This is a genomic window from Saccharothrix espanaensis DSM 44229 (assembly GCF_000328705.1).
GTDB lineage: Bacteria > Actinomycetota > Actinomycetes > Mycobacteriales > Pseudonocardiaceae > Actinosynnema > Actinosynnema espanaense.
On the sequence record NC_019673.1, the window covers coordinates 7898073 to 7924844 of the forward strand.

General features: G+C 73.0%; 26 protein-coding genes. 7 read left to right on the top strand and 19 right to left on the bottom strand.

Features of this window, described 5'->3' with window-relative positions; genetic code table 11:
* Positions 1 to 42: 42 nt before the first annotated feature.
* Entirely contained in the window at positions 43 to 597 is a 555-nt protein-coding gene (locus tag BN6_RS48235; protein ID WP_197540216.1) for a VOC family protein, read from the top strand.
* Here the strand turns inward: BN6_RS48235 and smc are convergent.
* The 4 genes from smc to BN6_RS34460 all read right to left on the bottom strand — a co-directional run bounded on the left by smc (position 594) and on the right by BN6_RS34460 (position 5874).
* Positions 594 to 4319 (bottom strand): chromosome segregation protein SMC, encoded by a 3726-nt coding sequence (smc, locus tag BN6_RS34445; RefSeq protein WP_084672828.1) that lies wholly within the window; start codon positions 4317 to 4319, stop codon positions 594 to 596. The two genes, BN6_RS48235 and smc, sit on opposite strands and share 4 nt — an antisense overlap.
* A gap of 83 nt (positions 4320 to 4402) precedes the next feature.
* Positions 4403 to 5041, bottom strand: a complete 639-nt coding sequence (locus BN6_RS34450) for an anti-sigma factor family protein (RefSeq protein ID WP_015104487.1) — start codon at positions 5039 to 5041, stop codon at positions 4403 to 4405.
* Complete coding sequence (locus BN6_RS34455; RefSeq protein ID WP_015104488.1) at positions 5038 to 5544, bottom strand: sigma-70 family RNA polymerase sigma factor; 507 nt, start codon at positions 5542 to 5544, stop codon at positions 5038 to 5040. The genes BN6_RS34450 and BN6_RS34455 overlap by 4 nt, the downstream gene beginning before the upstream one ends.
* A gap of 33 nt (positions 5545 to 5577) precedes the next feature.
* Entirely contained in the window at positions 5578 to 5874 is a 297-nt protein-coding gene (locus tag BN6_RS34460; RefSeq protein WP_015104489.1) for an acylphosphatase, read from the bottom strand.
* Positions 5875 to 5941: 67 nt separating this feature from the next.
* Between BN6_RS34460 and BN6_RS34465 the strand changes: the two genes are divergently transcribed.
* From BN6_RS34465 to BN6_RS34480, 4 genes are all read left to right on the top strand, one after another.
* The gene (locus BN6_RS34465) at positions 5942 to 6634 is read left to right on the top strand and encodes a CAP domain-containing protein (RefSeq protein WP_084672829.1); all 693 of its coding nucleotides are present in this window, start codon (positions 5942 to 5944) and stop codon (positions 6632 to 6634) included.
* Between the two features lie 12 nt (positions 6635 to 6646).
* Positions 6647 to 7141 carry a hypothetical protein gene (locus tag BN6_RS47135; RefSeq protein WP_041315105.1) on the top strand — a complete coding sequence of 165 codons (495 nt, stop codon included), beginning with the start codon at positions 6647 to 6649 and terminating at the stop codon, positions 7139 to 7141.
* Between the two features lie 144 nt (positions 7142 to 7285).
* Positions 7286 to 7750: a hypothetical protein gene (locus tag BN6_RS34475; RefSeq protein ID WP_148303137.1), complete on the top strand. Its 465-nt coding sequence runs from the start codon at positions 7286 to 7288 to the stop codon at positions 7748 to 7750.
* A gap of 49 nt (positions 7751 to 7799) precedes the next feature.
* Positions 7800 to 8651, top strand: coding sequence for a class I SAM-dependent methyltransferase (locus BN6_RS34480; RefSeq protein ID WP_015104492.1), 852 nt, complete (start codon positions 7800 to 7802; stop codon positions 8649 to 8651).
* A gap of 1 nt (position 8652) precedes the next feature.
* Here BN6_RS34480 and BN6_RS34485 read toward each other — a convergent pair whose 3' ends face one another.
* Positions 8653 to 9186: a GNAT family N-acetyltransferase gene (locus BN6_RS34485; RefSeq protein ID WP_041315110.1), complete on the bottom strand. Its 534-nt coding sequence runs from the start codon at positions 9184 to 9186 to the stop codon at positions 8653 to 8655.
* Positions 9187 to 9396: 210 nt separating this feature from the next.
* Here BN6_RS34485 and BN6_RS34490 point away from each other — a divergent pair, with 210 nt between their 5' ends.
* Complete coding sequence (locus BN6_RS34490; RefSeq protein ID WP_015104494.1) at positions 9397 to 10500, top strand: NAD(P)/FAD-dependent oxidoreductase; 1104 nt, start codon at positions 9397 to 9399, stop codon at positions 10498 to 10500.
* Positions 10501 to 10521: 21 nt separating this feature from the next.
* On the opposite strand, the gene BN6_RS34495 is transcribed toward BN6_RS34490, so the two are convergent.
* Positions 10522 to 11199: a response regulator gene (locus tag BN6_RS34495; RefSeq protein WP_041315112.1), complete on the bottom strand. Its 678-nt coding sequence runs from the start codon at positions 11197 to 11199 to the stop codon at positions 10522 to 10524.
* Between the two features lie 256 nt (positions 11200 to 11455).
* Between BN6_RS34495 and BN6_RS34500 the strand changes: the two genes are divergently transcribed.
* Positions 11456 to 11893: a MarR family winged helix-turn-helix transcriptional regulator gene (locus BN6_RS34500; protein ID WP_015104496.1), complete on the top strand. Its 438-nt coding sequence runs from the start codon at positions 11456 to 11458 to the stop codon at positions 11891 to 11893.
* A gap of 31 nt (positions 11894 to 11924) precedes the next feature.
* On the opposite strand, the gene mutM is transcribed toward BN6_RS34500, so the two are convergent.
* The 13 genes from mutM to BN6_RS34565 all read right to left on the bottom strand — a co-directional run bounded on the left by mutM (position 11925) and on the right by BN6_RS34565 (position 26143).
* Entirely contained in the window at positions 11925 to 12785 is an 861-nt protein-coding gene (gene mutM, locus BN6_RS34505; RefSeq protein ID WP_015104497.1) for a bifunctional DNA-formamidopyrimidine glycosylase/DNA-(apurinic or apyrimidinic site) lyase, read from the bottom strand.
* Positions 12786 to 12794: 9 nt separating this feature from the next.
* Positions 12795 to 13016: a hypothetical protein gene (locus BN6_RS34510; RefSeq protein WP_015104498.1), complete on the bottom strand. Its 222-nt coding sequence runs from the start codon at positions 13014 to 13016 to the stop codon at positions 12795 to 12797.
* Between the two features lie 5 nt (positions 13017 to 13021).
* Entirely contained in the window at positions 13022 to 13822 is an 801-nt protein-coding gene (gene rnc / locus BN6_RS34515) for a ribonuclease III (protein WP_015104499.1), read from the bottom strand.
* Between the two features lie 30 nt (positions 13823 to 13852).
* Complete coding sequence (rpmF, locus tag BN6_RS34520) at positions 13853 to 14035, bottom strand: 50S ribosomal protein L32 (RefSeq protein WP_015104500.1); 183 nt, start codon at positions 14033 to 14035, stop codon at positions 13853 to 13855.
* A 2-nt stretch (positions 14036 to 14037) separates the two neighbouring features.
* Positions 14038 to 14625: a YceD family protein gene (locus tag BN6_RS34525; protein ID WP_015104501.1), complete on the bottom strand. Its 588-nt coding sequence runs from the start codon at positions 14623 to 14625 to the stop codon at positions 14038 to 14040.
* Positions 14626 to 14765: 140 nt separating this feature from the next.
* On the bottom strand, positions 14766 to 15494 hold the full coding sequence (locus tag BN6_RS34530; protein ID WP_015104502.1) for an ATP synthase subunit B family protein: 729 nt from the start codon (positions 15492 to 15494) through the stop codon (positions 14766 to 14768).
* Positions 15495 to 15636: 142 nt separating this feature from the next.
* A complete protein-coding gene (locus BN6_RS34535) occupies positions 15637 to 16080 on the bottom strand; it encodes a ribonuclease domain-containing protein (protein ID WP_041315115.1) in 444 nt (147 codons plus the stop codon).
* 64 nt (positions 16081 to 16144) lie between these two features.
* The gene (coaD, locus tag BN6_RS34540) at positions 16145 to 16627 is read right to left on the bottom strand and encodes a pantetheine-phosphate adenylyltransferase (RefSeq protein ID WP_015104504.1); all 483 of its coding nucleotides are present in this window, start codon (positions 16625 to 16627) and stop codon (positions 16145 to 16147) included.
* A 54-nt stretch (positions 16628 to 16681) separates the two neighbouring features.
* Positions 16682 to 17248: a 16S rRNA (guanine(966)-N(2))-methyltransferase RsmD gene (rsmD, locus tag BN6_RS34545; RefSeq protein ID WP_041315117.1), complete on the bottom strand. Its 567-nt coding sequence runs from the start codon at positions 17246 to 17248 to the stop codon at positions 16682 to 16684.
* A gap of 288 nt (positions 17249 to 17536) precedes the next feature.
* Positions 17537 to 20446, bottom strand: coding sequence for an nSTAND1 domain-containing NTPase (locus BN6_RS34550; RefSeq protein ID WP_015104506.1), 2910 nt, complete (start codon positions 20444 to 20446; stop codon positions 17537 to 17539).
* Positions 20447 to 20683: 237 nt separating this feature from the next.
* Positions 20684 to 21388, bottom strand: a complete 705-nt coding sequence (locus BN6_RS34555) for an SDR family NAD(P)-dependent oxidoreductase (RefSeq protein WP_015104507.1) — start codon at positions 21386 to 21388, stop codon at positions 20684 to 20686.
* Positions 21385 to 22470 (bottom strand): MBL fold metallo-hydrolase, encoded by a 1086-nt coding sequence (locus BN6_RS34560; protein WP_015104508.1) that lies wholly within the window; start codon positions 22468 to 22470, stop codon positions 21385 to 21387. Before BN6_RS34560 ends, BN6_RS34555 begins: the two co-directional genes overlap by 4 nt.
* A gap of 295 nt (positions 22471 to 22765) precedes the next feature.
* Positions 22766 to 26143 (bottom strand): pyruvate carboxylase, encoded by a 3378-nt coding sequence (locus BN6_RS34565; protein WP_015104509.1) that lies wholly within the window; start codon positions 26141 to 26143, stop codon positions 22766 to 22768.
* Positions 26144 to 26772: the final 629 nt, after the last annotated feature.

Below are 26772 nucleotides of genomic sequence, written 5' to 3' on the forward strand. Positions count from 1 at the left end.
TCACCCGTTCCGCCCGGTATGACCGGTTCCATGTTCTGCTGGATGGACCTGAAGACCCGGGACGTGCCGGGCGCGGCGGCGTTCTTCGAGACCGCGCTGGGGTGGCGGTTCACCGGCCGCGAGATCGTCGCGGGCGAGCACCGGATCGGCGGGGTGAGCGACCTGGCGGACCCGTTCTACCCGCCGGGGATCCCGGCGCACATCGCGTGCTACCTGGCCGTGGACGACGTCGCCGGGGTCGCGGAGGCGGCCGTGGCGCACGGGGCGCGGCTCGTGGTCGGTCCGTTCGAGGTCGAGGGCCAGGGCGCGGTGGCGACCCTGCTCGACCCGGTCGGCGTGGCGTTCTCGCTGTGGGAGGCGCGCGGCTTCGCCGGGTGGGACTTCCCGCCGGGCACACCGAACGCCCCGATCGGGGCGGTGCACGTCAGCGACGACTCGGACCGCGCGCGGCGGTTCTACCGGGACGCGCTCGGCCTCGACGCCACGGTCGAGCACGGCGACGCGGCGCGGTGGGAGATCGTCGTCCACGCCGCCGGGCGAACCCGCCTGACCGGCCCGGACGGCCTGGACTTCCGCCTCGACCCGCTGCCCGGCTAGTCCTCAGGCTCCCCGGCGGCCGGCTCGGCAACGACTTCCGCCGGCACCTCCTGGGCGGGCACCTCCGCAGGCGCCGCCACAGGCGTCTCCACGGCAGGTGCTTCGGCGGGCGGCGGCACGGCGGCGGGCGCGGACTTGGCCGGCCGCACGTCGTCCCGGCCGCGCAGGCGCTGCGAGATCACCTGGCTGATGCCGTCGCCGCGCATCGACACGCCGTACAGCGCGTCGGCGATCTCCATCGTCGGCTTCTGGTGGGTGATGATCAACAGCTGCGAGCGCTCGCGGAGCTGCTCGAACAGGCTGATCAGCCGGTGCAGGTTGGTGTCGTCCAACGCCGCCTCGACCTCGTCCATCACGTAGAACGGCGACGGCCGCGCGCGGAAGATCGCGACCAGCATCGCCACCGCCGCCAGCGACTTCTCGCCACCGGAGAGCAGCGAGAGCCGCTTGACCTTCTTGCCCGGCGGGCGGGCCTCCAGCTCGATGCCGGTGGTCAGCATGTCGTCCGGCTCGGTCAGCACCAGGCGGCCCTCGCCGCCCGGGAACAGCACCTTGAACACGACCTCGAACTCGCGCGCCACGTCGTCGTAGGCCGACGTGAAGACCTCCAGGATCTTGTCGTCGACCTCCTTCACCACGGTCAGCAGGTCGCGGCGGGTGGCCTTGATGTCCTCCAGCTGGTTGGACAGGAACTTGTAGCGCTCCTCCAGCGCCGCGAACTCCTCCAGCGCCAGCGGGTTGACCTTGCCCAGCAGCGACAGGTCGCGTTCCGCGCGCTTGGCCCGCCGCGCCTGGGTGTCGCGGTCGAACGGGATCGGCTGCGGCGCGGTCACCGCCTCGCCGCGCTCCTTGGCCGCCTCGTACTCGGCGACCTCCTGCTGCGACGGCGGGATGAACACGTCCGGGCCGTACTCGGCGACCAGGTCGTCCAGGCCGATGCCGAAGTCCTCGGCGACCTTGGTCTCCAGCTGCTCGATGCGCATCCGCTGCTCGGCCCGCAGCACCTCGTCCCGGTGCACGGCGTCGGTCAGCTTCTCCAGCTCCACCGACATCTCCCGGACCAGGCTGCGCACCTGGGTCAGGAACGTCTCGCGCTGCGCCTTGCGCTCCTGCGCCACGTCGCGGTCGCGCGCGGCACGGGCCAGCGACTCGCCGATCCGCGCCAGCGCCACCTCGCCGCCGCGCACCACGGCCTTGGCCACGACCGCGCCCCGGGCCCGTGCGGCGTGCGCGCGCTGCGCCCGTTCCCGGGCCTCCCGCTCGGCGCGCGCGGCCCGGCGCAGCCCCTCGGCCCTGCCCTGCACCGCCCGCGCCCGCTCCTCGGCGGTGCGCAGGTGCAGCCGCGCGTCCACCTCGCCCTGCCGGGCCGACGCCAGCTCGGCGGCGGCCTCGTCGCGCTGGGCGGTGTCCGGCTCGTCGTCCAGCGGCTGCTCCTCGGCGACCAGGAGGCGCTCCTCCAGCTCGCCGAGCTTGAGCAGGTTCTCCTCGCGGGCGGCCTCGACCTTCTCCCGCTGCACCCGCACCCGTTCGACCTCGGCCTGCGCCGAGCGGACCGCGGCGGCCAGCCGGTTGAGCCGCTCGGAGGACCGGGCGCGGCGCACCTTGGCCTCGTTGAGCTGCTCCTTGAGCGCGTCCACCTCGGTCCGCCGGGCCCGCTGCTCGGCCCGCGCGCCCTCCAGCGCGGCGGCCGACCGCTCCAGCGAGCGCTCGGTCAGCGCCAGCTTCTCCGACGCCTCGTCGACGGCGGCCTGCACCTCGATCACGCTCTGGCTGCGCCCGGACCCGCCGACCGCCCAGTCCGCGCCGAACACGTCACCCTCGCGGGTCACCGCCCGCACGTCCGGGTACGCCTCGACCAGGTCCCGCGCGCCGGCCAGGCCGTCCACCACGGCCAGCCGGTCCAGCGCGCGGTGCAGCGCCGGGCGCAACGCCTCGGGCGACCGCACCAGCTCGACGGCCCACCGCGCGCCCTGCGGGAGGACCGGCCACGACGGCAGGTCCACCGGCACCGACCCGCCGACCAGCACCCCGGCCCGGCCCGCGTCCTGCTCCTTCAACAGCTCCAGGGCGGCCAGCGCGTCGGCGCCGGACGCCACGGCCACCGCGTCGGCGACCGGCCCGAGCGCGGCGGCCAGCGCCACCTCGAACCCGGGCTCGACGGTGAGCAGCGCGGCGACCGACCCGAGCAGGCCCGGCAGCCGGGACGCGAGCAGCGCGCCCGCGCCGTCCTTGCGGGTCAGCCCCAGCGACAAGGCGTCCACCCTGGCCTGCCACGACGCGATGTCGCGCTCCGCGGTCCGCTCGGCCTTCACCAGCTCCTCGACCCGGCTCCGGGCGGCGTCGTTCGCCTCGACGGCCCGCTGGTGCCGCTCGTCCAGGCCGACGTCGTCCTCGTCCTCGGTGCCGGTGACCTCGCGGGCCTCGGCGAGCTCCTGCGCGACGACCTCGGCCCGCTCCGCCGCCTCGGCCAGCGCGACCGACATCCGCTCGATCTCCTCGGCGGTCGCGGAGGTCTTCGAGCGCAGCGCCTCCACCTGGCCGGACAACCGGGCCAGGCCCTCGCGCCGGTCGGCGATCGCGCGCACGGCCGCGACGTGCGCCTTCTCCGCGGCCTGCACCACGCGTTCCAGCTCGGCGCGGGTCTCGACGGCCTCGGCCAGCCCGATCCGGGCCTCCGTGACGGCGTCCTGGAGTTCCTGCTCCAGCTCCGCGGTCTGCTCGGCCTCGGCGTCCAGCTCGTCCGGGTCACGCCCGCCGCGCGGTGCCTCGACCGACGCCGACAGGTGCCGCTCGCGCTCCACGGCCAGCCGGACCGTGCCGCGCAGCCGTTCTTCCAGGGCGGAGAGCCGGTACCAGGTGTCCTGCGCCTGCTGGAGCTTCGGCGCGTCGGCGCTGACCTGGTCTTCGAGTTCGTTCTGCTGGAACTGCGCCTGCTGGAGGGACTGCTCGACCTCGGTGCGCCGGGCGCGCGCGGTGGCCTCGTCCTGCTCCTCGCGGGCCAGCGCGGCGCGCCGGGTCACCAGGTCGTCGGCCAGCAGGCGCATCCGGGCGTCGCGCAGCTCGGACTGCACGGCCTGGGCGCGGCGGGCGATCTCGGCCTGCTTGCCCAGCGGCTTGAGCTGGCGGCGCAGCTCGGCGGTGAGGTCGGTGAGGCGGGCCAGGTTCGCCTGCATCGCCTCCAGCTTCCGCAGCGCCTTCTCCTTGCGCTTGCGGTGCTTGAGGACGCCCGCGGCCTCCTCGACGAACGCGCGGCGCTCCTCGGGCTTGGACTCCAGGATCGCGGCGAGCTGGCCCTGACCGACGATGACGTGCATCTCGCGGCCGATGCCGGAGTCCGACAGCAGTTCCTGGATGTCCATCAGCCGGCACGAGCTGCCGTTGATCTCGTACTCGGTCGCGCCCTCGCGGAACATCCGGCGGGTGATCGAGACCTCGGTGTACTCGATCGGCAGCACGCCGTCGGAGTTGTCGATGGTCAGCGTCACCTCGGCGCGGCCCAGCGGGGCGCGGCCGGACGTGCCGGCGAAGATGACGTCCTCCATCTTGCCGCCGCGCAGGTCCTTCGCGCCCTGCGTGCCCATCACCCAGCGCAGCGCGTCCAGCACGTTGGACTTGCCGGACCCGTTCGGGCCGACGACGCACGTGATGCCCGGCTCGAAGCGCAGCGTGGTAGCCGAGGCGAAGGACTTGAAGCCCTTCAGCGTCAGGCTCTTGAGGTGCACCGGGGCAGCGTACCCAAGCACCACCGGATCCCGACGCCGGCGCGCCGCGCCCCAGTTCAGGCCCGGTTCGGGGGGCGTAGGACCTAGGGCCGCACCGAGACCAGCACGTCCATGTCCACCACGAGGTCGAGCCGCTCGATCTGGTCGAGCCGGAACGAGGTCGAGCCGGGGATCCGCTCGTCCTCGGCGTGGTCGCTGCTCCACCAGCCGCCGATCTCGGCCTTGCCCGCGCGGTCGTGCACCACGAGCTTGCACCGCCGGCCGGGCGGGACGTGCCGGATCGACAGCCACAGCTCGGTGCCCCAGGACTTGGCGACCAGGTCGGCCCGCGCCGCCACGCCGGTGCCGCCGTCGACCGCCGCCCAGGTCACCGGGTCGCCGCCGGCGGGCCGGAACACCAGCACGCCCACCGCGACCAGGACCGCCACCAGCACGCCGACCCCGGCGAACAGCGGCCACCGGCGACGGGCCGCAGCGGGTTCACCGGCCGGTTCGGGCTCGGGCAGCGGGTAGAGGTCCGGGTCGGGCGCGGGGTCCTCGAACGGGAGTTCCAGGTCCTCCAACCGGACCTGGCTCAGCAGCCCCGGCAGCGGGGCCAGCCGCAGCATCTCCCGGCGGCACGCGGCGCAGGTGCGCAGGTGGCGCTCGAACGCCGAGCGCTCCGCCGGGTCCAGCGAGCCGAGCAGGTACACGCCCAGGGCGACGGTCCGGTCGCAGCTCAAGACTCCGTCACCCCCCGCTCCTCCAAGGCGTCGCGCAGCGCGCGCAGGGCGTAGAAGCAGCGCGACTTGACCGTGCCGGGCGGGACGCCCAGGACCGCCGCCGCCTCGGTGACGGTACGGCGGCGGTAGTAGAGCTCGACCACCACGGCCCGGTGGTCGGGGCTGAGCGCACGCAGCGCTTCGGCCACCTGCCAGCTCTGCAGGACGTGCTCGACCTCGTCGGCGACCGGTGGCAGGTCTTTCGGCTCGATGGGCACCTCGCTGTTGCGCCCGCCGCGCCGCCGGAAGCCGGAGATGACCAGGTTCCGCGCCACTGTGTAGAGCCACGGCCCGGCGTCGTCCGGGGTCAGTTCGTCAACGTGCTTCCACGCACGTAACAACGTCTCTTGGACGACGTCCTCCGCGTACTGGTGGTCGCCGCCGACCAGGCGCAGCACGTAGCCGTGCAGCGGACCGCGCCAGCGGCCGTAGAGCTGCCTGACCACTTCTTCGCCACGGTCCACACCGGTTTACTACGCCACCGGACCCTTACGCGTTCAACGCTCCACGAAACCCGTGCGGCCGCCGCGGGCGTCCGACCAGCGCTCCACGACCGAGTCCACCCGACCGGGTGTACCGCCGGAGCGCAAAGCGTCCAACAAAGTACGACAAGCGGCCTCGGGACCTTCCGCGTCGACCTCGACCCGGCCGTCGTCCAGGTTCGACGCGCTGCCGACCAGCCCCAGCTCAAGGGCCCTGGCGCGGGTCCACCACCGGAAGCCGACCCCTTGGACTTGCCCCCGCACCCAGGCGGTGAGGCGCACGGTCCGCTCTGCTCCAGTCACAACTGCCATCCTGACATTTCACCCGTTAGTGGTACGGTGCGCGACCGTGACTGCGCGGCGCGGTAACCGATCCGTGATGGGCGTTCTGGTCGGGCTGCTGCTCGGGGCCGCCGGTGCGACCGGTGTGGCCGTGGCCGGCCCGGAGCGACTCGCCCCGTTCGTCGCCGCGCCCACCACAACACAGGACGACCAGGGCGACAACACGGGCGTCGGCGGAGTGGGCGGTATCGGCCTGCCCGCCCGCACCACCCAGCCCACCGCTCCCGCGCCGACCACCACCGAGTCGTCGACCACCACCGCTCCCACCACGACGACCACCACCACCACCGAGCAGACGACGACCACCACAACCGTCGCGCCCACGACCGCGCCTCCGACCACCACCACGGTCCCCGCACCCGTGTCGGAGCCGCAGCGGGTCGTGGACCTGGTCAACGAGGCGCGCTCCGCCGCCGGGTGCGGCCCGGTGAAGGTGGACGACCGCGCGGTGAAGTCGGCCCAGGGCCACAGCGACGACATGTCGGCGCGCGACTACTTCTCGCACGACACCCCGGAGGGCGTCGACTTCGCGCAGCGGATGCGCGCGGCCGGCTACCCGAGCCCCGGCGGCGAGAACATCGCGAAGGGCCAGCGCACGCCGGAATCGGTGATGAAGGCGTGGATGAACTCCGACGGCCACCGGCGCAACATCCTGAACTGCGGGTTCACCGCGATCGGGGTGGGCCTGGCCGTCGACGGCTGGTACTGGACCCAGAATTTCGGCTGGTGACGAGGAGTGCGAGTGACCGACGGGCTGTACGAGACCCCGGAACCCGACCGCCGCCGGCCGCGCGTGTCGCCCAACGTCCTGCTGGCCGCGGCCGGCGTGCTGGTGGCGACGATCTTCGCGTCCGTCGCCTCGATCGCGGGCGCGGCGCAGGAGGCGGGCCCCGCCAAGCCGACGCCGCGCGAGGACGTCGTGCTGCGCAGCACGCTGGTCACCGCACCGACCACGACGGCGTCGTCCGCGCCGATCGCCACGACCACCGAGACGACGACCGCGCCCAGCGAGACGACGACCACCACCACCACGACGGCCAAGCGCACCCGCGTGACCACGGTGACCAACCCGGACGGCACCACCACGACCACCACGGTCGAGGACACCCCGACGGACAACCCGAACCCCACGACCACTTCCGACCCGACGCCTCCCACGTCGGACCCGGCGACATCGGACACCACCACCACGACGACGACCACGACGACCACCACCGCGCCGTCGTCCGGGAGATAGCCCCGCCAAACGAGGGTGTTGTCCGAGGGTGACGGTCCGCCACACGAAGGTGTGGAGGACCGCCCGAACGATTCGCCCGCCGGCCCGATCCGCCGATAACCCGGACACCTGACCATCCGACCGGGTTCCCCACAGGGAGATGGCGTGTTCGAGCAAGATCCTCAGCCGGCACCGAAGAGGAAGGCCTCCTCGGTGGCGCTGCTGGCGGGCGGCGGCGCGGTCGTCGCCACCGTGATGGCCACCCTCGCGTCCATGCTGGCCCTGGGCGGCGAGCCGGATCCGGCGCCGCCCGAGCCGCGCGCCGACGTGCAGCCGACGGTCGAGACGTCGGTGCGGGTCGCCGCCGACGGCAGCACGTCCACCGTGGTGGTCACCGTGTCCGCGCGGGCCCCGAAGTCGTCGACGGCGTCCGCGGAGCCGGCGAAGAAGGAGCCGGAGGCGGCCGGGCCACGACCGGAGGAGCCGAAGGTCGAGCAGACCACGACCACCGCGCCGGTGGTGCCGACGTCGCAGTCGCAGAGCAACCCGCCGACGTCCTACAGCCCGACGTCGGCCTCCTCGTCCAGCGCGACGACGACGCCGACCCTCACGACGACCTCCGCGCCGTAGCGGGAAAACCGCGGGCGACCGGCGGGCGCGGTCACTAGGGTCCGGTCGAATGAGCGACTTCACCGCACCGCCGGTCGACCCGTCGAACACCGGCCAGCTCGACGCCTGGGACGGCGACCAGGGCGACCTGTGGATCGACCAGGCAGACCGCCTCGAACGGGGACTCGCCCGCTACCACCCGGGCTTCCTGGCCGCCGCCGCGCCCACCCCGGTCTCGGACGTGCTCGACGTCGGCTGCGGCGGCGGCCGGACCACGCTGGACGCGGCCCGCCGGGCGCGCTCGGCGCTGGGCGTCGACCTGTCGTCGCGGATGATCGACCGGGCCCGCGCGCAGGCGGCCCGGGAGGGGCTGGCGAACGCGGCGTTCGAGCAGGCCGACGCGCAGATCCACCCGTTCCCGGACGCCGCGTTCGACGTGGTGATCAGCCGGTTCGGCGCGATGTTCTTCGGCGACCCGGTGGCCGCGTTCGGCAACCTCGCCCGCGCGCTGCGGCCCGGCGGCCGGGTGGTGCTGCTGACCTGGCAGGACTTCCGGCGCAACGAGTTCTTCGACGGGTTCCGCACGCTGCTGGCCGGCGGCCGGGACCTGCCCGACCCGCCGACCGACACGCCGAGCCCGTTCGCGCTCAGCGAGCCGGACCGGGTCCGCCGGGTGCTGACCGAGGCCGGTCTGGCGGACGTGCGGCTCACCTCGCTGACCGAGCAGATGTACCTCGGCCGGGACGTCGAGGACGCCTTCGGGTACGTCACGCTGCGCCACGAGTCGCAGATCCGGGACCTCCCGCCGGAGGCCGTGCCGGGCGCGCTGGAGGCGGTGCGGGCGAGCCTGGCGGAGCACGTGACCCCGGAGGGCGTCCGCTACGGCTCGGCGGTCTGGCTGGTCGAGGCGCGCAAGCCCTGACCTACCAGACGTCGCCCTCGCGCCAGTCGCAGGCCAGCGGCCCGTCCACGTCCGGCACGACCTCGACGGGCAGCACGAAGATGCCGCCGTCGTCGTCCTCGGTGCGCTGCGGCCCGGCCGGGCCCAGCACCGAGGTCGGCCCGCGCCACAACCGCCAGCCGCGCCCCGCGTAGAAGTCCAGCGCGGTCTCGGCCGACGCCAGCGCGCCCGCCTGGTAGGCCCGCCGCACCACGTCCTCCAGCGCGCCCATCACCGCCGCGCCGTGCCCGCGCCCCCGCCGGTCCGCCCGGACGGCGACGGCCTCGACGTACCCGGTCCGCCACGCGCGCCCGTCGTGCAGCAGCCGGCGCTGCACGACGGCCCCGTGGCCGACGAGTTCGTCGTCCTCCCAGACGAACGCGTGCACGCCGCCCAGCGCGTGCTCCCAGTCCTCGTCGCTGAAACCGCCGTCGAACGCGTCGTCGCACAACGCGCGTGCCGCCGCGAGGACCGCCGGGTCCACTTCGGACGTGTGGGCCGTGGTCACTACCGTCATCGAGCCGCCAATCCGTTGTCCACCAACGACACCACGGCCTCCGGCGAGCACAGGCCGCGCAGTGCGCACGTACTGCCAACGATCATCTCGGCCGCGAAGTGCCCGAACCGCCGCGAACCGGCCACGACGTCCGGTGACACGAGTCACAGCGGGCCGCTGTCACGAACCGCCGCCCCGTCCCGCTCCACTGCCGACGAGAGGACGGGGACAATGACAGAGCACATCGTGGTCGTCGGCGCGGGCTACACGGGGTTGGCGGCGGCCAAGCTGGCGGCGAAGTGGACCGATGCCGAGGTCACCCTGGTCAACGACCGCGACCGGTTCGTGGAGCGGGTCCGACTGCACCAGCTCGCCGCCGGGCAGACCTTGCGCGACCTGCCGCTGGCCGACCTGCTGCGAGGAACCCGGGTCCGGCTCGTCGTCGACCGGGTCACCGCGATCGACTCGCAGATCCGCGAGGTCCAGCTCACCGACGGCACTCTCGCCTACGACAGGCTGATCTACGCGCTGGGCAGCCACGCCGACCTGGACTCGGTGCCCGGCGTCCGCGAGCACGCGCACACCGTGGCCACCCCGGGCGAGGCCGAGCGGCTGCGCGCCGACCTGGCCCACGCGCGGGTCGTGGCGGTGGTCGGCGGAGGACTGACCGGGATCGAGGCGGCGGCCGAACTCGCCGAGAGCCTGCCGCACCTCAAGGTCGTGCTGGTCGCCGCCGGCGGGCTCGGCGAGGCGCTGTCGGCCAAGGCCCGGCGGTACCTGCGCACCACGTTCGACCGACTGGGCGTCGAGGTGCGCGAGCACAGCCGCGTCACGGCCGTGGACGCCGACGGCCTGACTCTCGCCGACGGCACCCGGGCAGCCGCCGACACGGTCGTGTGGACGGCCGGCTTCCGCGTGCCGGACCTCGCCCGCGACGCCGGGTTCGCCGTGGACGGCAACGGCCGGATGGTCGTGGACCAGGCGCTCGCGTCGGTCTCGCACCCGGAGGTGCTCGGGGTCGGCGACGCCGCCGCCCTCCGCCGCCCCGACGGGCTGGAGCTGCGCATGGCGTGCGCGACCGGTCTGCCGACCACCCAGCGGGCCGTGCGGGCGCTGGCGGACCGGCTGAGGGGCAAGGAGCCCAAGCCCTTCCGGTTCGCCTACCTCAACCAGTGCGTGAGCCTCGGGCGCAAGCACGGCCTGGTCCAGTTCGTGCGCGGCGACGACAGCCCGCGCGAGGCCGTGCTCACCGGACGCCTCGCGGCCCGCTACAAGGAGGCCATCGTGCGCGGCACGGTCCTGTTCGAGCGCCACCCGACGATGCCCGCCGGCTGAGGCGTCCCCGCGGCTCGCGCCTCAGAGCTCGAAGCGGTACCCCATCCCCGGTTCGGTCACCAGGTGCCGGGGGTGGGACGGCTCGGGCTCCAGCTTGCGCCGCAGCTGCGCCAGGTACACCCGCAGGTAGTGGGTCTCCTTCGCGTACTGCGGCCCCCACACCTCCTGGAGCAGCTGCTTCTGCGCGACCAGCCGGCCCCGGTTGCGGGCCAGGATCTCCAGCAGGCCCCACTCGGTGGGCGTCAGGTGCACCTCCTCGCCCTCCCGGAGCACCTTCTTCGCGGCCAGGTCGACGGTGAACGACGCCGTCTCCACCACCGCGTCCTCGCCCTCGGCCACCGCCGACCGGCGCACCGCGGCGCGCAGCCGGGCCAGCAGCTCGTCCATGCCGAACGGCTTGGTCACGTAGTCGTCCGCGCCGGCGTCGAGCGCCTCGACCTTGTCCGACGAGTCGGTGCGCGCGGACAGCACGATGATCGGCACGGACGTCCAGCCGCGCAGGCCCGCGATCACCTCCGTGCCGTCGACGTCGGGCAGCCCGAGGTCGAGCACGACGACGTCCGGCTTGCCCTCGGCGGCGGCCTTGAGCGCGGTGGTGCCGTCGTGGGCGGTGAGGACCGAGTAGCCCCGCGCGGACAGGTTGATCCGCAGCGCGCGCACGATCTGCGGTTCGTCGTCGACCACGAGCACCTTCGTCACGGTCCGACACTACGTCGTGCCCGGTCCGGCGTGCCGCCCCCGCCTCGGGTTTACCGCTTTTCTGATGACGTCTTGATGCCCGTCACCACGGCTTTTATGCCGTTTTAACGGCGGGGGAACCGCACCGGTGCGGAAACAGTGAGTACATCCGGGTGCGAATGAATCGGTTCGCTGGACAGCGGTACACCAATAGTGCGAATGTCCTGTCCGAATTCGGACACTTGCTCACGGTCGGTGAGCCACGAGGAGGTCCTCGATGACCACCAGTGTGACCAACCAGGATGCGTTACAGCTCGTGGTCGCCGTACACCGGCTGATCCGGAGCCTGCGCCAGTCGGCACCCGTCCGACGGCTGCAGCCCACGCAGCTGCTCGTGCTCGCCGAACTCGCCGCGCAGGGACCCATGCGCATCGGCGAGATCGCGGTGCGCGCGCTGTGCTCCCAGCCCACGGCGACCACGGTGGTGACAGGCCTGGAATCCGGCGGGCTGGTGCGCCGGGAAGCGGACCCGGCGGACGGCCGCGCCACGATCGTGGAGCTGACCGGCGCGGGCCGCGAGACGATCCTCTCGCTGGCGCACGGCGAAGCCGAACTGCTCTCCGAGCGGATCTCGCGACTGTCCGAAGAGGAGCGCGGCCACCTCCGGTCGGCCACCCCGCTGCTGCGCCGGCTCGCCGAGCCGAAAGCACGCTGACGCGCATTCCACGCCGGCCGGCCCGGTGCCGTCACACCCCGCGCGGCCTCGGCTGGCAGCGCGGGCAGGAGAACGAAGAGCGGTTCATGAACGGCTCTCGCACAATCGCCGTTCCGCACCGCGCGCACGGGCGGTCTTCCTGCCCGTAAACGTTCAGGGAACGGTCGAAGTAGCCGGACTGGCCGTTCACGTTGACGTAGAGCGCGTCGAACGACGTGCCGCCTTCGCCCAACGCTTCGCGCATCACGTCGGTGGCGTGGCCGAGCAGTTCGGCGGCTTTGGCGCGGGTCAGCTTCTCGGTGGGCCGCAGGCCGTGCAGGCGGGTGCGCCACAGCGCCTCGTCGGCGTAGATGTTGCCCACACCGGACACCAGCGTCTGGTCCAGCAGCGCGCGCTTGACCTCCGTGCGCCGCCTGCGCAACGCGGTCACCGCGGCGTCCGGGTCGAACACGGGGTCCATCGGGTCACGCGCGATGTGCGCCACCGGCACCGGCAGCGGCGTGCCGTCGACCTCGACGATCTCGGCCAGCGCCAGCCCGCCGAACGTGCGCTGGTCGACGAACCGGAGCTCCGGGCCCTCGTCGGCGAACCGCACGCGGACCCGCAGGTGCTTCTCGTCCGGCGCGTCGAGCGGCTGCACCAGCATCTGGCCGCTCATCCCGAGGTGGGCGAGCAGGGCGTCCCCGTCGGAGAGGTCCACCCACAGGTACTTGCCCCGCCGGCGCGCGCCGACCATGGTGCGACCGGCCAACCGGGACGCGAAATCCGCCGCACCGGGCAGGTGGCGGCGGATCGCACGGGCGTGCAGCACTTCGACCGCTGCGACGGTCCGACCGGCGACGTGCTCGTGCAGACCTCGGCGGACTACTTCTACCTCGGGCAACTCGGGCACGTGACGGGGTCAGTCCTCGTTGTCGGTCTCCGCGGCGGCTTCCAGCTCCTCCAGGAGCTCGTACGCGGCGGCCTGCGGCTTGGTGGGCTTGAGCATCCAGCCGCCCGCCTGGGCGGTGTCGCGGACCAGGACGAGGCCCTGGATACCACCGCTGCGGGAGGCGTTCAACGGTCGGGAGTGGCGGTGGTGGTCGCGCACGCGCCGGTTGGTCCGGACGTTCGTGGCATACATCGGCGTCAGTCTTCCTCGGTGGGTGGAGTCTGCGGTGGAGCCGATCCCGGTGCGTGCCCGTTCCCGGATGCGGCTTCCTGCTCCGCGCGAACCCGTTCCGACAGCACCCGGTAGGCGGCCTCGGCCGCCTTCTGCTCGGCTTCCTTCTTCGTGCTGCCATCGCCGGCGCCGTGGGACTTGCCACCGACGAGCACCGTTGCGGTGAACTCCTTGCGGTGGTCGGGTCCCTGGTCGTCCACCCGGTACTCGGGCACGCCCAGCCCCGCCGATGCGGTCAACTCCTGCAAACTGGTCTTCCAGTCCAACCCCGCGCCGCGCAACGGCGCTTCCGCCAGCAGCGGATCGAAGAGGTGGTGGACGAGTTGACGCGCGGTGTCGATGCCGAACTGGAGGTACACCGCGCCGATGACGGCTTCCAAGCCGTCCGCGAGGATGCTCGCCTTGTCCCTGCCGCCGGTCAGCTCCTCGCCGCGACCGAGCAGCAGGTGCCCGCCCAGACCGTCCTCGCCCAGCCCCCTGGCCACACCCGCCAGCGCGTGCATGTTCACCACACTGGCACGGAGCTTCGCGAGCTGCCCCTCGGGCAGGTCGGGATGGGTCCGGTACAGGTGATCGGTGACCACCAGGCCGAGCACGGCGTCACCGAGGAACTCCAGCCGCTCGTTCGGCGGGAGTCCACCGTTCTCGTACGCGTACGACCGGTGTGTCAGGGAAAGCGTCAGCAGCTCGGCGTCCACCGGGACGCCGAGCGCTTCGAGCAACGGGGCGCGGTCGGCGGACCGACCGCGCGACGACCTACCCCCCACAGTGCGACGCTACCTTCGCCTTGATGAGGATCAGGCCGGCTGGACGACCTGGCGGCCGTCGTACTGGCCACAAGCCGGGCAGGCGACGTGCTGCGGCTTCGGCTGGCGGCAGGCCCGGTTCGAGCAGGCCACCAGGTGCACGGCAGCGGTCTTCCACTGAGCGCGGCGCGAGCGCGTGTTCGAGCGCGACATCTTCCGCTTCGGGACGGCCACGACTAGTTCTCCTCTGGATTGTCACGATTCCCGTCGAACCGCTCCTGAAGGGCGGCCCACCGGGGGTCAATCGTCTCATGCCCGTGATCGGGGCCGAGATCGGCCAGCCTGCCACCGCAGTCGACGCACAGCCCGAGGCAGTCCGGCGAGCACAGCGGCACCTGCGGCAGCGCGAGGACGAGGGCGTCCCGCACCACCGGTTCGAGGTCGACCAGGTCGTCGTGCAACCGACTGACCTCGCCTTCCTCGGTGGTCTCGTCGGTGGCGCTGTCCGGGTAGGCGTACAACTCGGTCAACTCCACCTCGACCTCGGCCGACAGCGGTTCCAGGCAGCGCGAGCACTCCCCTTCGACCACCGTCGCGGCCGTGCCGGTCACCAGCACGCCCTCGACCACCGACTCCAGCAGGAGGTCGAGTTCGACGACACCACCCGGGGGCACCGCGATCACGCCGAGCAGGCCGAGACCTTCCGCGGGCACCGAGCGCTTGTAGGCGCGGGATGAACCCGCGCGACGACCGAGGTCCCTGGTGTCGATGACCCAGGGCCCGGTGGCTGTGGAACGCGTGGACGCGTGACGGTGCTCAGGCATGATGTTTGGTGTTTGCCGACGGGTGACTTACCACGGCCAGCCGGTCAAGGGTACGGGACAACCGGCGCTGACGTGAAATCGGCAGGTCCGGACTGGTCCGATCGGGTGTCCGGGCCGGCCGCGGGCGGCCGGCCGGGCGGTCAGGAGCGGGCGGTCTCGTGGTAGTCGAACGGGGCGGCGGCACCGGCCACCCCCGGACCGCGCAGGTGCGAGCGGCCCTTGCCGACCGAGCGGAGCGTGTGGGCCAGCAGGTCCTCGAAGTCGGCCAGCTTGCCGTCCACGTAGGCGTCGCACTCGCTGCGCAGCCGGATGGCCTCGGACTGCGCGCCGTCGAGCACCCGGGCCGACTCGGCGTGCGCGGCCTGCACGACCTCGGTCTGGTCGACCAGGCGGGCCTGCTCGGCCCGGCCCTCCTCGATCGCCCGCTCGTAGTTGGCGCGGCCGGCCTGCACCATCCGGTCGGCCTCGGCGTGCGCGCGACCCACCAGGTCCTCGTACTCCTGGCGGCCCGCGGAGATCGTCCGCTCGGCCTGGTCCTGCGCCTCGGCCACCATCCGCTCGGCCCGCGACCGGGCCTCGGACAGCATCCGCTCGGCCTCGTGCTGCGCCTCGGCGACCATCCGCTCGGCGTCGGACCGGGCCTTGCTGGTGCTCGCCTCCAGCTCGTGCTGGGCCTTGCCGACCAGCTCGTCGCGGTGGTCGAGCACGTCCTGGGCGTCGTCCAGCTCCGCCGGGATCGCGTCGCGCACGTCGTCGAGCAGTTCGAGCACGTCACCACGCGGCACGACGCACCCGGAGGTCATCGGCACGCCACGCGCTTCCTCGACGATCGTGACCAGCTCGTCGAGGGCCTCGAACACCCGGTACACGGCACACTCCCCACGCCCACACAGCGGTACCCGTCCCAGTGTGCCCTGCCGATCACCCGGCCGCGGGTAGATCGGCAGGGCGTGTCCCCACCCCTCCGGGTGACACCCCGGCGGAGGTCGGTCGCGGCGGCGGCCCGGCGGCTCAGCGGGAGACGTCGACCAGCACGAAGCTCGCGTAGTGGTCGGCGGTGTAGAAGTAGAGCTTCGGCGACGCGTTGCCGGTCACGATCCGCCGCGCGCCGCGCGTGGAGCTGCCGGGCGTCTTCACCGTGTACTCGCGGTAGTAGCCGGAAGCGCACGCCGGCAGGATCCGCTCCCGGTTCTGGAAGGTCTGGTTGTCCTGCGGGTACGGGTAGGGACCGCCGCGCTGGATCAGCCGGACGGTGTCGGTGGCCTGGGCGGGCAGCCCGGACAGGGCGACCCGGCGGAACCCGGAGGTGTCACCGCACGCCGCCTGGAGCGCGGCGAGCCCGGCGGACGCCGGCGCGGCGACGGCCGGGGCCTGCGAGACGGGGGTGAAGGTGCCGACGAGGACCAGCAGCAGGGAGAGCAGCGCCTTGGCGCCACGCGATGTGATCTCGCTCATGCCTCGAACGGTAATCACGTCGAGTGAGGAATCGACCACGATGGGGTGAACCCGCCGTGACCGGTCAGCGGCGTTCGGCGAGCCGCTGGGTGAGCCGGGCCAGGATCGACGGCGGCAGCAGCGTCGACACGTCGCCGCCGTAGGTCGCCACGTCCTTGACCAGCGAGCTGGCCAGGAAGCTGTAGACCGGGTTGGTCGGCATGAACAGCGTCTCCACCCCGGTGAGCTGGTGGTTCATCTGGGCCATCTGGAGCTCGTAGTCGTAGTCGCTGACCGCGCGCAGACCCTTGACGATGGCCTGGATGTCGTTCTCCAGGCAGTAGTCGACCAGCAGGCCGTGCCACGAGTCGACCCGCACGTTGGGCCACTGCGCGGTGACCTCGCGGAGCATCTCGGTGCGCTCCTCGACGGAGAACAGGGTCTTCTTGTTCTTGTTGATGAGCACGGCGACGACGACCTCGTCGAAGAGCTTCGCCGCTCTGCCGATGATGTCCAGGTGTCCGTTGGTGGCCGGGTCGTAGGAGCCGGGGCACACGGCACGCGTCATGGTTTCGGACGGTAGCACCCGATCGGACGCGCCCACTCCGGCGCGTGGTCGGCATCACCCGAGGGCACCACGGTACTCCGCCCAGTACAGCGCTGTGTCGCCGTATCGCTTGCTGCGCAAGGATTCCAGCGCACCAGGCCAGATCGGTTCAGGGCTGCGCGCCGCGCGCTCCACGATGGCCAGCGCGCCGTCGGCGAACCAGCCGTGCCGGACCAGCCCGTCGAGCACCAGCCCGAGCTGTTCGTCGGTCACCGCGTAGGGCGGGTCGGCGAAGACCACGTCGCACGGCTGGTCGGCCGGGTCGGCCACGGCGGACTCGGCGGACCGGTTGACCACGGTCGCACCCGGCAGGCCGAGCGCCCGCGCGTTGGCCCGCAGCACGTCGGCCGCCCGCTTGTCCGACTCGACGAACACCGCCGAGACCGCACCCCGCGACAGCGCCTCGAAACCCAGCGCGCCGGACCCGGCGTACAGGTCGAGCACCCGGGCCCCGTCGAGGTCGATCAGGGCTTCCAGCGAGCTGAACAACGCCTCGCGCACCCGGTCCGAGGTGGGTCGGGTGCCCCGCGGCGGCACTTGCAGCCGACGCCCACCGGCGACGCCCGCGACGATCCTGGTCACCCGCCCATGGTCGCAGGCCGCCCCGCCCCGACCACCGGCGGCAACGCCGGACACCCACCACCCGACCCCCGCGCGACGCGGACGCCCGCCGCCCGACGACCCGGGGCGGCGGCACTGGGTTCGGTTCACCGAACCCCGCCCCCGGTGCCGGCGACTCCCTTCAGTGGCACGCCCCACCGGGCAGCCGGGCGTGGGCAGCCGGCGCGGGCTTTCCGGGCGGGCTTTCCGGGCGGGGCGACCGGCGAGGGCTTCGCGGGTCGTGCCGTCAGCGTGGGCTTCGCGGGTCGGCTAGCAGAGGTTTCGGTAGGACAACTCCGGGAAGTAGGTGTTCCACTCGGCCGGGGTCAGGCTCACCGACGGCGCCGCGCAGGCCACCGCGACGGCCTGATCGGCTTCGAGGTTCCAGCGGATCGCGCTGATCAACGACGTGTGCTTGAGCGCGTGGACGCTGCGCCCGTCCGGGGCGAACCGCAGCCCGGTGACCCCGGAGCCGACCCGCACCGCGTCGGACTTGCGGCGCAGCTCCTGGGGTTTCGGGAACGTCCACTGCACGAGGTCCCCGGTCGACCCCACGGTCACCACCGCCCGCTGGTCCGGGCTCACCGCCACGGCGTTCACCCCGCCCTGGTGGGCGGCGTTGAGGACGACCATGCGCGGGGCCGCCGGGTCGGCGAGGTTCCAGAAGGTGACCCCGCCGGTCAGGTCACCCACGACCAGTCCCCGGTAGCCGGCGAACGCCACCGCGCTGATCGAGCCGACCGCCTCGCTGTCCACTCGGCCGACCACCCTCGGCGACTCGGGTGCGGAGACGTCCCAGATCTCCAGGTCCTGGTCGTAAGGCGTGCCGGCGGCACCCTCCAGGTCGAGCGTGACGAGCAGCCGGCCGTCCCCGCTGAACTCGAACAGCGAGTTGGCGCCGGTCAGCGCACCGAGTTGACGCGGTTCACGCGGGTCGCGCACGTCCCACAGCCGACCCAGCCGGCCGGGCACCCAGCGCGTCTCGCCGCCCCTGGTCACCGGCGTCACGTCGACGGTGACCAGCAGCCCGCTGTCCGGGCTGAACCGCACGGCCCGCTGCCGGCCCGGGATGGTGCCCAGCTCGACCGGCCGCGCGGGGTCGCCGATGCCCGACAGCCGGATCCCGTCGCGGTCCCCGGTGGCGACCATCCGGGAGTCCGCGCTGAAGACCGGCTCCGCCTGGCCGCCGGGGATCGACCCGACCGGTGTGGCGCTGTCCCCGGACAGGCCGACCAGGATGGTGACGTCCGCCGCCCGCCGCGACACCGCGGCGAGCCGGCCGTTCCCGGCGGTCGTCACCAGGGAACCCGTCGCCTCGGCCAGACCGGTCCCGCTGACCAGCCCCGACGCGCTCACCAGCGCGTTCGTCGTCTGCTCGGACGGGTTCAGGCGGTAGGCGGCGAGCAGCAGCCCGGCGGCCAGCTCCGGGTCCGAGTCGGTCAGCCGGGCGGCGGTCTCGATGGCGTCGTCGGCGAGCGCGATGGTGTGCTGCCGGGTCGCGGCGCGCTGGGTGTTCGTGGCGTAGATCGCGGTCAGCGCGGCGAAGACGGCGAACACCACGACCAGCGCGGCCAGCGCCCGCACGACCCGCGCGTCCCGGCGTCGCCGGGACCGCTCGCTGCGGTCGGCGGACATGCCCGCGTCGAGGAACTCCCGCTCCACCCGGTTGAGGCCGCCACGGGTCCGCGCCCACTCCGCCGCCTGCGCCAGCGGGCTGCCGCGTAACAACAGGTCCGGATCGCGCTGGTGGTGCCGCCACAGGGTCGCGGCGACGGTGAGGCTGCGGTGGGCGCGCCGCCCGTCGCGGTCTTCGTCCAGCCAGTCCCGCAGTCGGGGCCACGCGTCGATCAGTGCCTCGTGGGTGATCTCGGCCCGGTCGCCGGACAGCACCACGAGCCGCGCCGCGGCGAGCTCGCCCAGGACCGCGTCGACGTCCCCGCCGGCGTCCAGCTCGGCGCGGTCCACCCGCCGCCGGGTGTCCTCGCCCTCGTCGCCCGAGGCCACCATCCGCAGCAGGAGGTCCTTCGCCACCGCGCGCCGGGGTTCGTCGAGCGCGGAGTAGACCGCTTCGGCGGACTTGGCCAATGCGCCGTCGATGCCGCCGGTCCGCTGGAACCCCGCGAGCGTGAGCGTGTTGCCCTTGCGCCGCACCCACGTCTCCCGCAGGGCGTGCGACAGCAGCGGCAGGACGCCGATCCGGCCGTGGACCTCGGCGACCAGGGCCGCGACCAGCGCACCCTCCACCACGCAGCCGGCGAGCTTGGCCGGTTCGACGATCGCGCACCGCAACTGCTCGACCGTCATCGGCCCGATGTCGACCTGACCGCCGGTGAGGACCGCGGCCAGCTCGCCCTCGCGCAGGCAGCGGCCGCGGAAGTCGGCGCGGACACCGAGCACGACCCGGCAGCGACCGTCGTCCGCCCGGGAGGCCCGGACCAGCGCGGCGACGAACGCCGACCGGGTCGGCTGGTCGCCGCACAGCGTGAACAGCTCTTCGAACTGGTCGACCACCAGCACGACCTGCCGGTCCGGCGGCCCGGCCACCAACGCCTGGCGGACGAGCCGGTGCAGGTTGCCCGGATCGGCCACCAGTTCCGCCCGGACCACACCGGCCGTCGTGCCCAACCACCGCGCCAGGTGCGCCGCGCACTCGCCGAACGGATCCGCGCCGGGCGTGAACAGCGCGATCCGCGCCCCGGCCGCGGCCAGCCGGGGCACCAGCCCCGCGCGCAGCAGCGACGACTTGCCCGCGCCGGACGCCCCGAACACGGCAGTGAACCGCCGCTCGGCGACCTTGGCGACCACCTCCCCGACCAGGCTGTGCCTGCCGTGGAACCATGCCGCGTCATCGGCCTCGTAGGGTGCCAGGCCCGGGTACGGCGCGGTGTCACCGTCGCCCGGGGTGGGCGTTTCGGCCAGTTCGGTGCTCAGTTCGCGCCACCGGCGGGCCCACTCGGCTTCGTCGCCGCCGCACGCGCGCACGAAAGCGGTCGTGACCGCCAGGCTCGGCAGCTTCTTGCCGCCGGCCGCGTCGGACAGCGTGGTGGGCGAGTAGAGCGCCCATCGGGCGAGTTGCCGGTAGCTCGGCGTTCCGGCCCGCGTGCGCAGCCGACGCAGGTCCAGCGCGAAGTCGGTCAACGCCGACCCGTCGGGTTCCAGCGGACTTTCTCCTCGTGGCACAGCCGTCGGCCCCCTCCGGTTGTGGTGACCGGATTGTGCTCCGACGACAGCGCCCGGTGCCCAGCTCGTCGCCCGTATTACTCGTTCGGACCAATGACTGTCGCTCGATCGGGTACATAGGTGCGATCACCGGTCCACCGTGCGCGACCGACCACCGCCATCGAAGCCCTGATAACCCGAGGAGCGTTCACACCAGCAGACCGCCGCGCGCTGTCGACGGACCGCGGGCCCGCCGGGTCAACGGCCCAGAGCGGCACCTCCGTTCACCGCGATCACCTGGCCGGTGATGTGGCCGGCCTCCGGCGAGGTCAGGAACGCGACCGCCGCGGCCACGTCCGCCGGCGTCCCCGGACGGCCGTTCGCCGTCTGCGAGACCAGGGTCTCCCGGCGTTGCGCCGTCATCCGGTCGCCGAAGAACTCGGTGTCCTCCACGTACCCCGGCGACACCACGTTCGCCGTGATGCCGCGCCCGCCCAGGGTGAACGCCAACTCCGCCGTCCACGCCTCCACCGCCGCCTTCGCCGCGCCGTAGGCCCCGCCGCCGCGCCGCCCGGCGATCGAGCCGATCGTCACCACCCGGGCCTGGTCGGCGAACCTCGGCTCCAGCGCCGTCGTCACCAGGACGGCCGTCACCACGTTCGCCTCGTAGTTGGCCAGCCACCGGTCGCGCAGGTCCTCGCCGTCGACCGCGCCACCGGCGTTGTTCACCAGCACGTCCACTGTGGACGGCAGCTCGGCCAGCGCCGCCTCGACCGCCCGGGGGTCGGCCGCGTCGAAGGCCACCGCCCGCGCGCCGACCTCCTCGGCCGCCGACGCCAGCACCTCCGCCCGCCGCCCGGTGATCACCACCTCCAGGCCGCGCGCCACCAACTCGGCCGCGATCGCCTTGCCGATCCCGGTGCCGCCACCGGTCACCACCGCTGTCCTCACCGCTGTCGTCATGCGAGCGCCTGCCACCATCCGTCGACCGCCGGGGGATCCGCCACGTCGATCCTCTCGCCCGGCCGCGGCACCGCCAACGGGATCTCCCAGGCCTTCGCCTCCCGCCAGACCCGGTCGACCGGCTCGGCCCAGTCGTGGAACGCCAGGTTGAACGTCGCCCAGTGCACCGGGATCAACAGCCCGCCCCGGACGTCGCGGTGCGCCGCCACACCTTCCTCGGGCGTCATGTGGATGTCCGGCCAGTCCGGCCCGTACGCGCCGATCTGGATCAGCGAGGCGTCGAACGGCCCGTACTCCGCCCCGACCTTCCGATAGCCGTCGAAGTAGCCCGTGTCACCGCTGTAGTACACGCGGTGCCGCGGACCCACGATCGCCCACGAGGCCCACAGCGTGGTGTCGCGCCGCAGCCCCCGGCCGGAGAAGTGCTGCGCCGGCGAGGCGACCAGTCGGATGCCGGCCACCTCGTGCGACTCGTCCCAGTCCAGCTCGACGATCCGCTCCTCGGGCACCCGCCACCGGCGCAGGTGCGCGCCGATGCCCAGCGGCACCACGAAGACCGCGTCGCCCGCGCGGGTCAGCTCCCGCACGGTCGGCAGGTCGAGGTGGTCGTAGTGGTCGTGCGAGATGACCACCGCGTCCACCGGGCCGACCTCGGACAGGGCGTGCGGCACCGGGTGCAGCCGCTTGGGCCCGACCGCCCGCGACGGCGAGCAGCGCTCGCTCCACACCGGGTCGAGCAGGATCCGCGCGCCGTCGATCTCGATCAGCGTGGAGGCGTGCCCGTACCAGGTGATGTGCAGCCCGTCGGCGGTGCCGGCCGGCACCGCGGGCACCAGCGGGACCGGCCCGACCGGGTGCCGCCGCTGGCCACCGAACAGCAGCTCCCGCGCCATGTCCCGGGCACCGCCCGGCGGCAGGGTCCGGGTCGGCGCGGCGTTGCGGAACCTGCCGTCGCGGAACTGCGGGGAGCGCCGGACGCGTTCCCCGCGCGGTGAGCCGCCCAGCGCGACGGGCAGGTCGCGCAACGCCCACGCGACCGCTCCCGCCGCCACGCCGAGCAGCGCTGCGGTGACCTTCTTCATGGCTCCTCCAACGGCCGTCCCGGCCCGGGGGTTCCCGAGGTCGGGAAGATCAACCGGTCGAGTGACGTTGGCCGGGGACGGCGACCGCGCGGCCGTCGCCTGCCCCGCGGATCGTCCCGGTCATCCTCACCGGAGCCGCCCGAACCGGCCACCGGACCGTCCACCTGGGACTCTTCCGACGGCACACCTCCCAAGCCGGACTTCGCGCCCACGTGGAATACCGGGACCGGAAGCCCTCACGACGCACGCGGGCCGGACACCCCAGTGGGATGCCCGGCCCGCGTGCACGAGAGCGCTATTCGAGCACGATCAGCAGGTCGCCGCCTTCCACCTGCTGCACACCGCGCACGGCGAGGCGCTTGATCCGACCGGCCCTCGGCGCGGTGATCGCGGCCTCCATCTTCATCGCCTCGATGGTCGCCACCGTCTGGCCGGCGTCGACCTCGTCACCCTCCTCGACGTTCGGCGTGACGACACCCGCGAACGGCGCGGCCACGTGCCCGGCGTTCGTCCGGTCGGCCTTCTCCGCCACCGGGATCTCGGCCGCGATCGAGCGGTCGCGCACCTGGATCGGGCGCAACTGGCCGTTGAGCGTCGCCATGACGGTGCGCATGCCGCGCTCGTCGGCCTCGCCGATCGCTTCCAAGCCGATCAGCAGCCGCACGCCGGGCTCCAAGTCGACCGAGTACTCCTCCCCCGGCCGCAGGCCGTAGAAGAAGTCCTTGCTGCGCAGCACGCTGGTGTCGCCGTACGCGTCCCGGTGCGCCTCGAACTCCTTGGTCGGCGCGGGGAACAGCAGGCGGTTCAACGTGGCGCGGCGGTTCTCCGCCAGACCCGCGCGGTCCTCGTCGGTCAGCTCCGCCACGCCCTTCGGCGCGGCCCGGCCCTGCAACGCCTTGCTGCGGAACGGCTCCGGCCAGCCGCCGGGCGGGTCACCCAGCTCGCCGGACAGGAACCCGACCACCGACGCCGGGATGTCGAACTTGTTCGGCTCCGCCTCGAAGTCCTTGGGCGACACGCCCGCGCCCACCAGGTGCAGCGCCAGGTCGCCGACGACCTTGGACGACGGGGTCACCTTCACCAGCCGGCCCAGCATCCGGTCGGCCGCGGCGTACATGGCCTCGATCTCCTCGAACTTCTGGCCGAGGCCGAGCGCCACCGCCTGGGTGCGCAGGTTCGAGAGCTGACCACCGGGGATCTCGTGGTTGTAGACGCGACCGGTCGGACCGGGGATGCCGGACTCGAACGGCGCGTACACCTTGCGCACGGCCTCCCAGTACGGCTCGATGTCGCACACCGCCTGGAGGTCCAAGCCGGTCTCGTTCTCGGTGTAGTCCGTGGCCGCCACGATCGCCGACAGCGGCGGCTGCGACGTCGTGCCCGCCATCGACGCCGCAGCGCCGTCCACGGCGTCCACACCGGCCTGGATGGCCGCCAGGTACGTCGCCAGCTGACCGCCCGCCGTGTCGTGCGTGTGCAGGTGCACGGGGAGGTCGAACTCCTTGCGCAACGCGGTGACCAGCCGTGCGGCGGCCGGCGGGCGCAGCAGACCCGCCATGTCCTTCACGGCCAGCACGTGCGCACCCGCGCCGACGATCTGCTCCGCCAGCTTCAGGTAGTAGTCCAGCGTGTACAGGCGCTCGTCCGGGTTCGACAGGTCGGCCGTGTAGCACAGCGCCACCTCGGCGACGGCCGTCCCGGTCTCCCGCACGGCCTCGATCGCCGGACGCATCTGCTCCACGTCGTTGAGGGCGTCGAAGATGCGGAAGATGTCGATGCCGGTCTTGGTCGCCTCTTCGACGAACGCGTTGGTCACGGCTTCCGGGTACGGCGTGTAGCCCACCGTGTTACGGCCGCGCAGCAGCATCTGGAGCGTGATGTTGGGTACGGCCTCCCGCAGCGCGGCGAGACGCTCCCACGGGTCTTCGGCGAGGAACCGCAACGCCACGTCGTAGGTCGCACCGCCCCACGCCTCAAGGGACAGCAGCTGCGGCGTAAGGCGCGCCACGTACGGCGCTACGGCGAGCAGGTCCTTGGTGCGTACTCGTGTCGCCAACAGCGACTGGTGCGCGTCACGGAACGTCGTGTCGGTGACGCCGAGCACCTTCGACTCGCGCAGCCAGCGCGCGAAACCCTCCGGACCCAGCTCGGTGAGCTTCTGCTTGGAACCCGCCGGCGGCTCGACCGACAGGTCGACCGGAGGCAGCTTGTCCTTGGGGTCCACGGCGGCCGGGCGCGCGCCGTTGGGCAGGTTCACCGTGACGTCCGCGAGGTAGGTCAGCAGCCGCGTGCCGCGGTCGGCGGAGTGCCGTGCGGTCAACAGGTGCGGGCGCTTCTCGATGAACGACGTGGTGACGCGGCCCTCGTAGAAGTCCTCGTCGTCCAGGACCGCCTGGAGGAACGGGATGTTCGTGGACACGCCGCGGATGCGGAACTCGGCGACCGCGCGACGGGCCCGTGCCACGGCGGCGGAGAACGTGCGGCCGCGGCAGGTGAGCTTCACCAGCATGGAGTCGAAGTGCGCGCCGATCGCGGTGCCCGCGCCGGTCGTGCCGCCGTCGAGCCGGATGCCCGAGCCGCCCGGCGAGCGGTAGGCGCTGATCATGCCGGTGTCGGGGCGGAAGCCGTTGGCCGGGTCCTCGGTGGTGATGCGGCACTGGAGGGCCGCGCCGCGCAGGTGCACGGTGTCCTGGCTCAGGCCCAGGTCGTCGAGGGACTCGCCGGAGGCGATGCGCATCTGCGACTGCACCAGGTCGACGTCGGTGACCTCTTCGGTGACCGTGTGCTCCACCTGGATGCGCGGGTTCATCTCGATGAAAACGTAGTTGCCGCGCGGGTCTAGCAGGAACTCGACGGTGCCCGCGTTGCGGTAGCCGATGTGCCGGGCGAACTTCACCGCGTCGGCGCACATGCGGTCCCGCAGCGCGGGGTCGAGGTTCGGGGCGGGCGCGATCTCGATGACCTTCTGGTGCCGGCGCTGCACCGAGCAGTCCCGCTCGAACAGGTGGATGACGTTGCCCTCGCCGTCGGCGAGGATCTGCACCTCGATGTGGCGGGGCTCCACCACGGCCTGCTCCAGGAACACGGTCGGGTCGCCGAACGCCGACTCGGCCTCGCGGGAGGCCGCCTCCAGCGCCTCGCGCAGCCCGGCGGGCTCGTCGACCTTGCGCATGCCGCGACCACCGCCACCGGCGACGGCCTTCACGAACACCGGGAAGTCGATGTCCTTGGCGGCTTCGAGCAGGTCTCCGACGTCGCTGGACGGCGCGCTGGACCGGAGCACCGGCAGCCCGGCCTCGCGGGCGGCGGCGATGGCGCGCGCCTTGTTGCCGGTCAGCTCCAGCACGTCCGAGGGCGGGCCGACGAACGTGATCCCGGCCTCGGCGCAGGCCTTGGCCAGTTCGGGGTTCTCCGACAGGAAACCGTAGCCGGGGTAGACCGCGTCCGCGCCGGCTTTGAGGGCCGCCTGCACGATGCCGTCCACGGAGAGGTACGCGCGCACGGGGTGACCGGCCTCGCCGATCTCGTAGGACTCGTCGGCCTTCAGCCGGTGCAGTGAATTGCGGTCCTCGTGGGGGAAGACGGCAACCGTACCGGCGCCCAGCTCGTAGGCAGCGCGAAAAGCCCGGATCGCGATCTCGCCGCGGTTGGCGACAAGAACCTTGCGGAACATTCGGCGTTCCCTCCCAGGTCACTCGGCGGTCAATCAAGGCACGTTACCGTGCGTGTCCCGCCCCTCGGGAGTTCCATCTCACGTGACGGACGTCATCGTGATCGTTCACTCACCCGGTCAAGGGCGGTCCGACCTGGGGCGCGGCCCGTGGATTGTCCCCTGCGCGCCGGCTCGGCGCAGCCCCCTGACGGCGGGCTCACATTTCCGGCGGGGGCGGCCGGGAGTCGGCACCGGCGTTCACCCGAAAGTGATCTTGCGGGCGATCGAACGCGTGTTCGATACTTGACGGGCACGACCCACTGCCGCCAACCACCCGAACCGACCGAGAGGAGATGTGCATGACAGAGAGAGCCGGCGCGGCGGAATCGCCCTCGAACGCCCCGAGGTCCGATCCCAGCCGACAGAGCCACCCATCGGGCCAGGTGCCCGAACCCCACGGCGAGTGGGCGCGCCGTCGCGCTTCCGACCGGTCAGGGCGTACCGACCGGAGGCGCGGCGCAACACCCCGCACACCGATCACCCGACTCCGCACCGACCACCTCACCGTTTCCCGGTTCTCCGGACTCCGGACCCCAGGTTCACCGGTGGCGGACCTGGGTTCCGTCCGGCACCGCCGGAGTCCGCTCCAC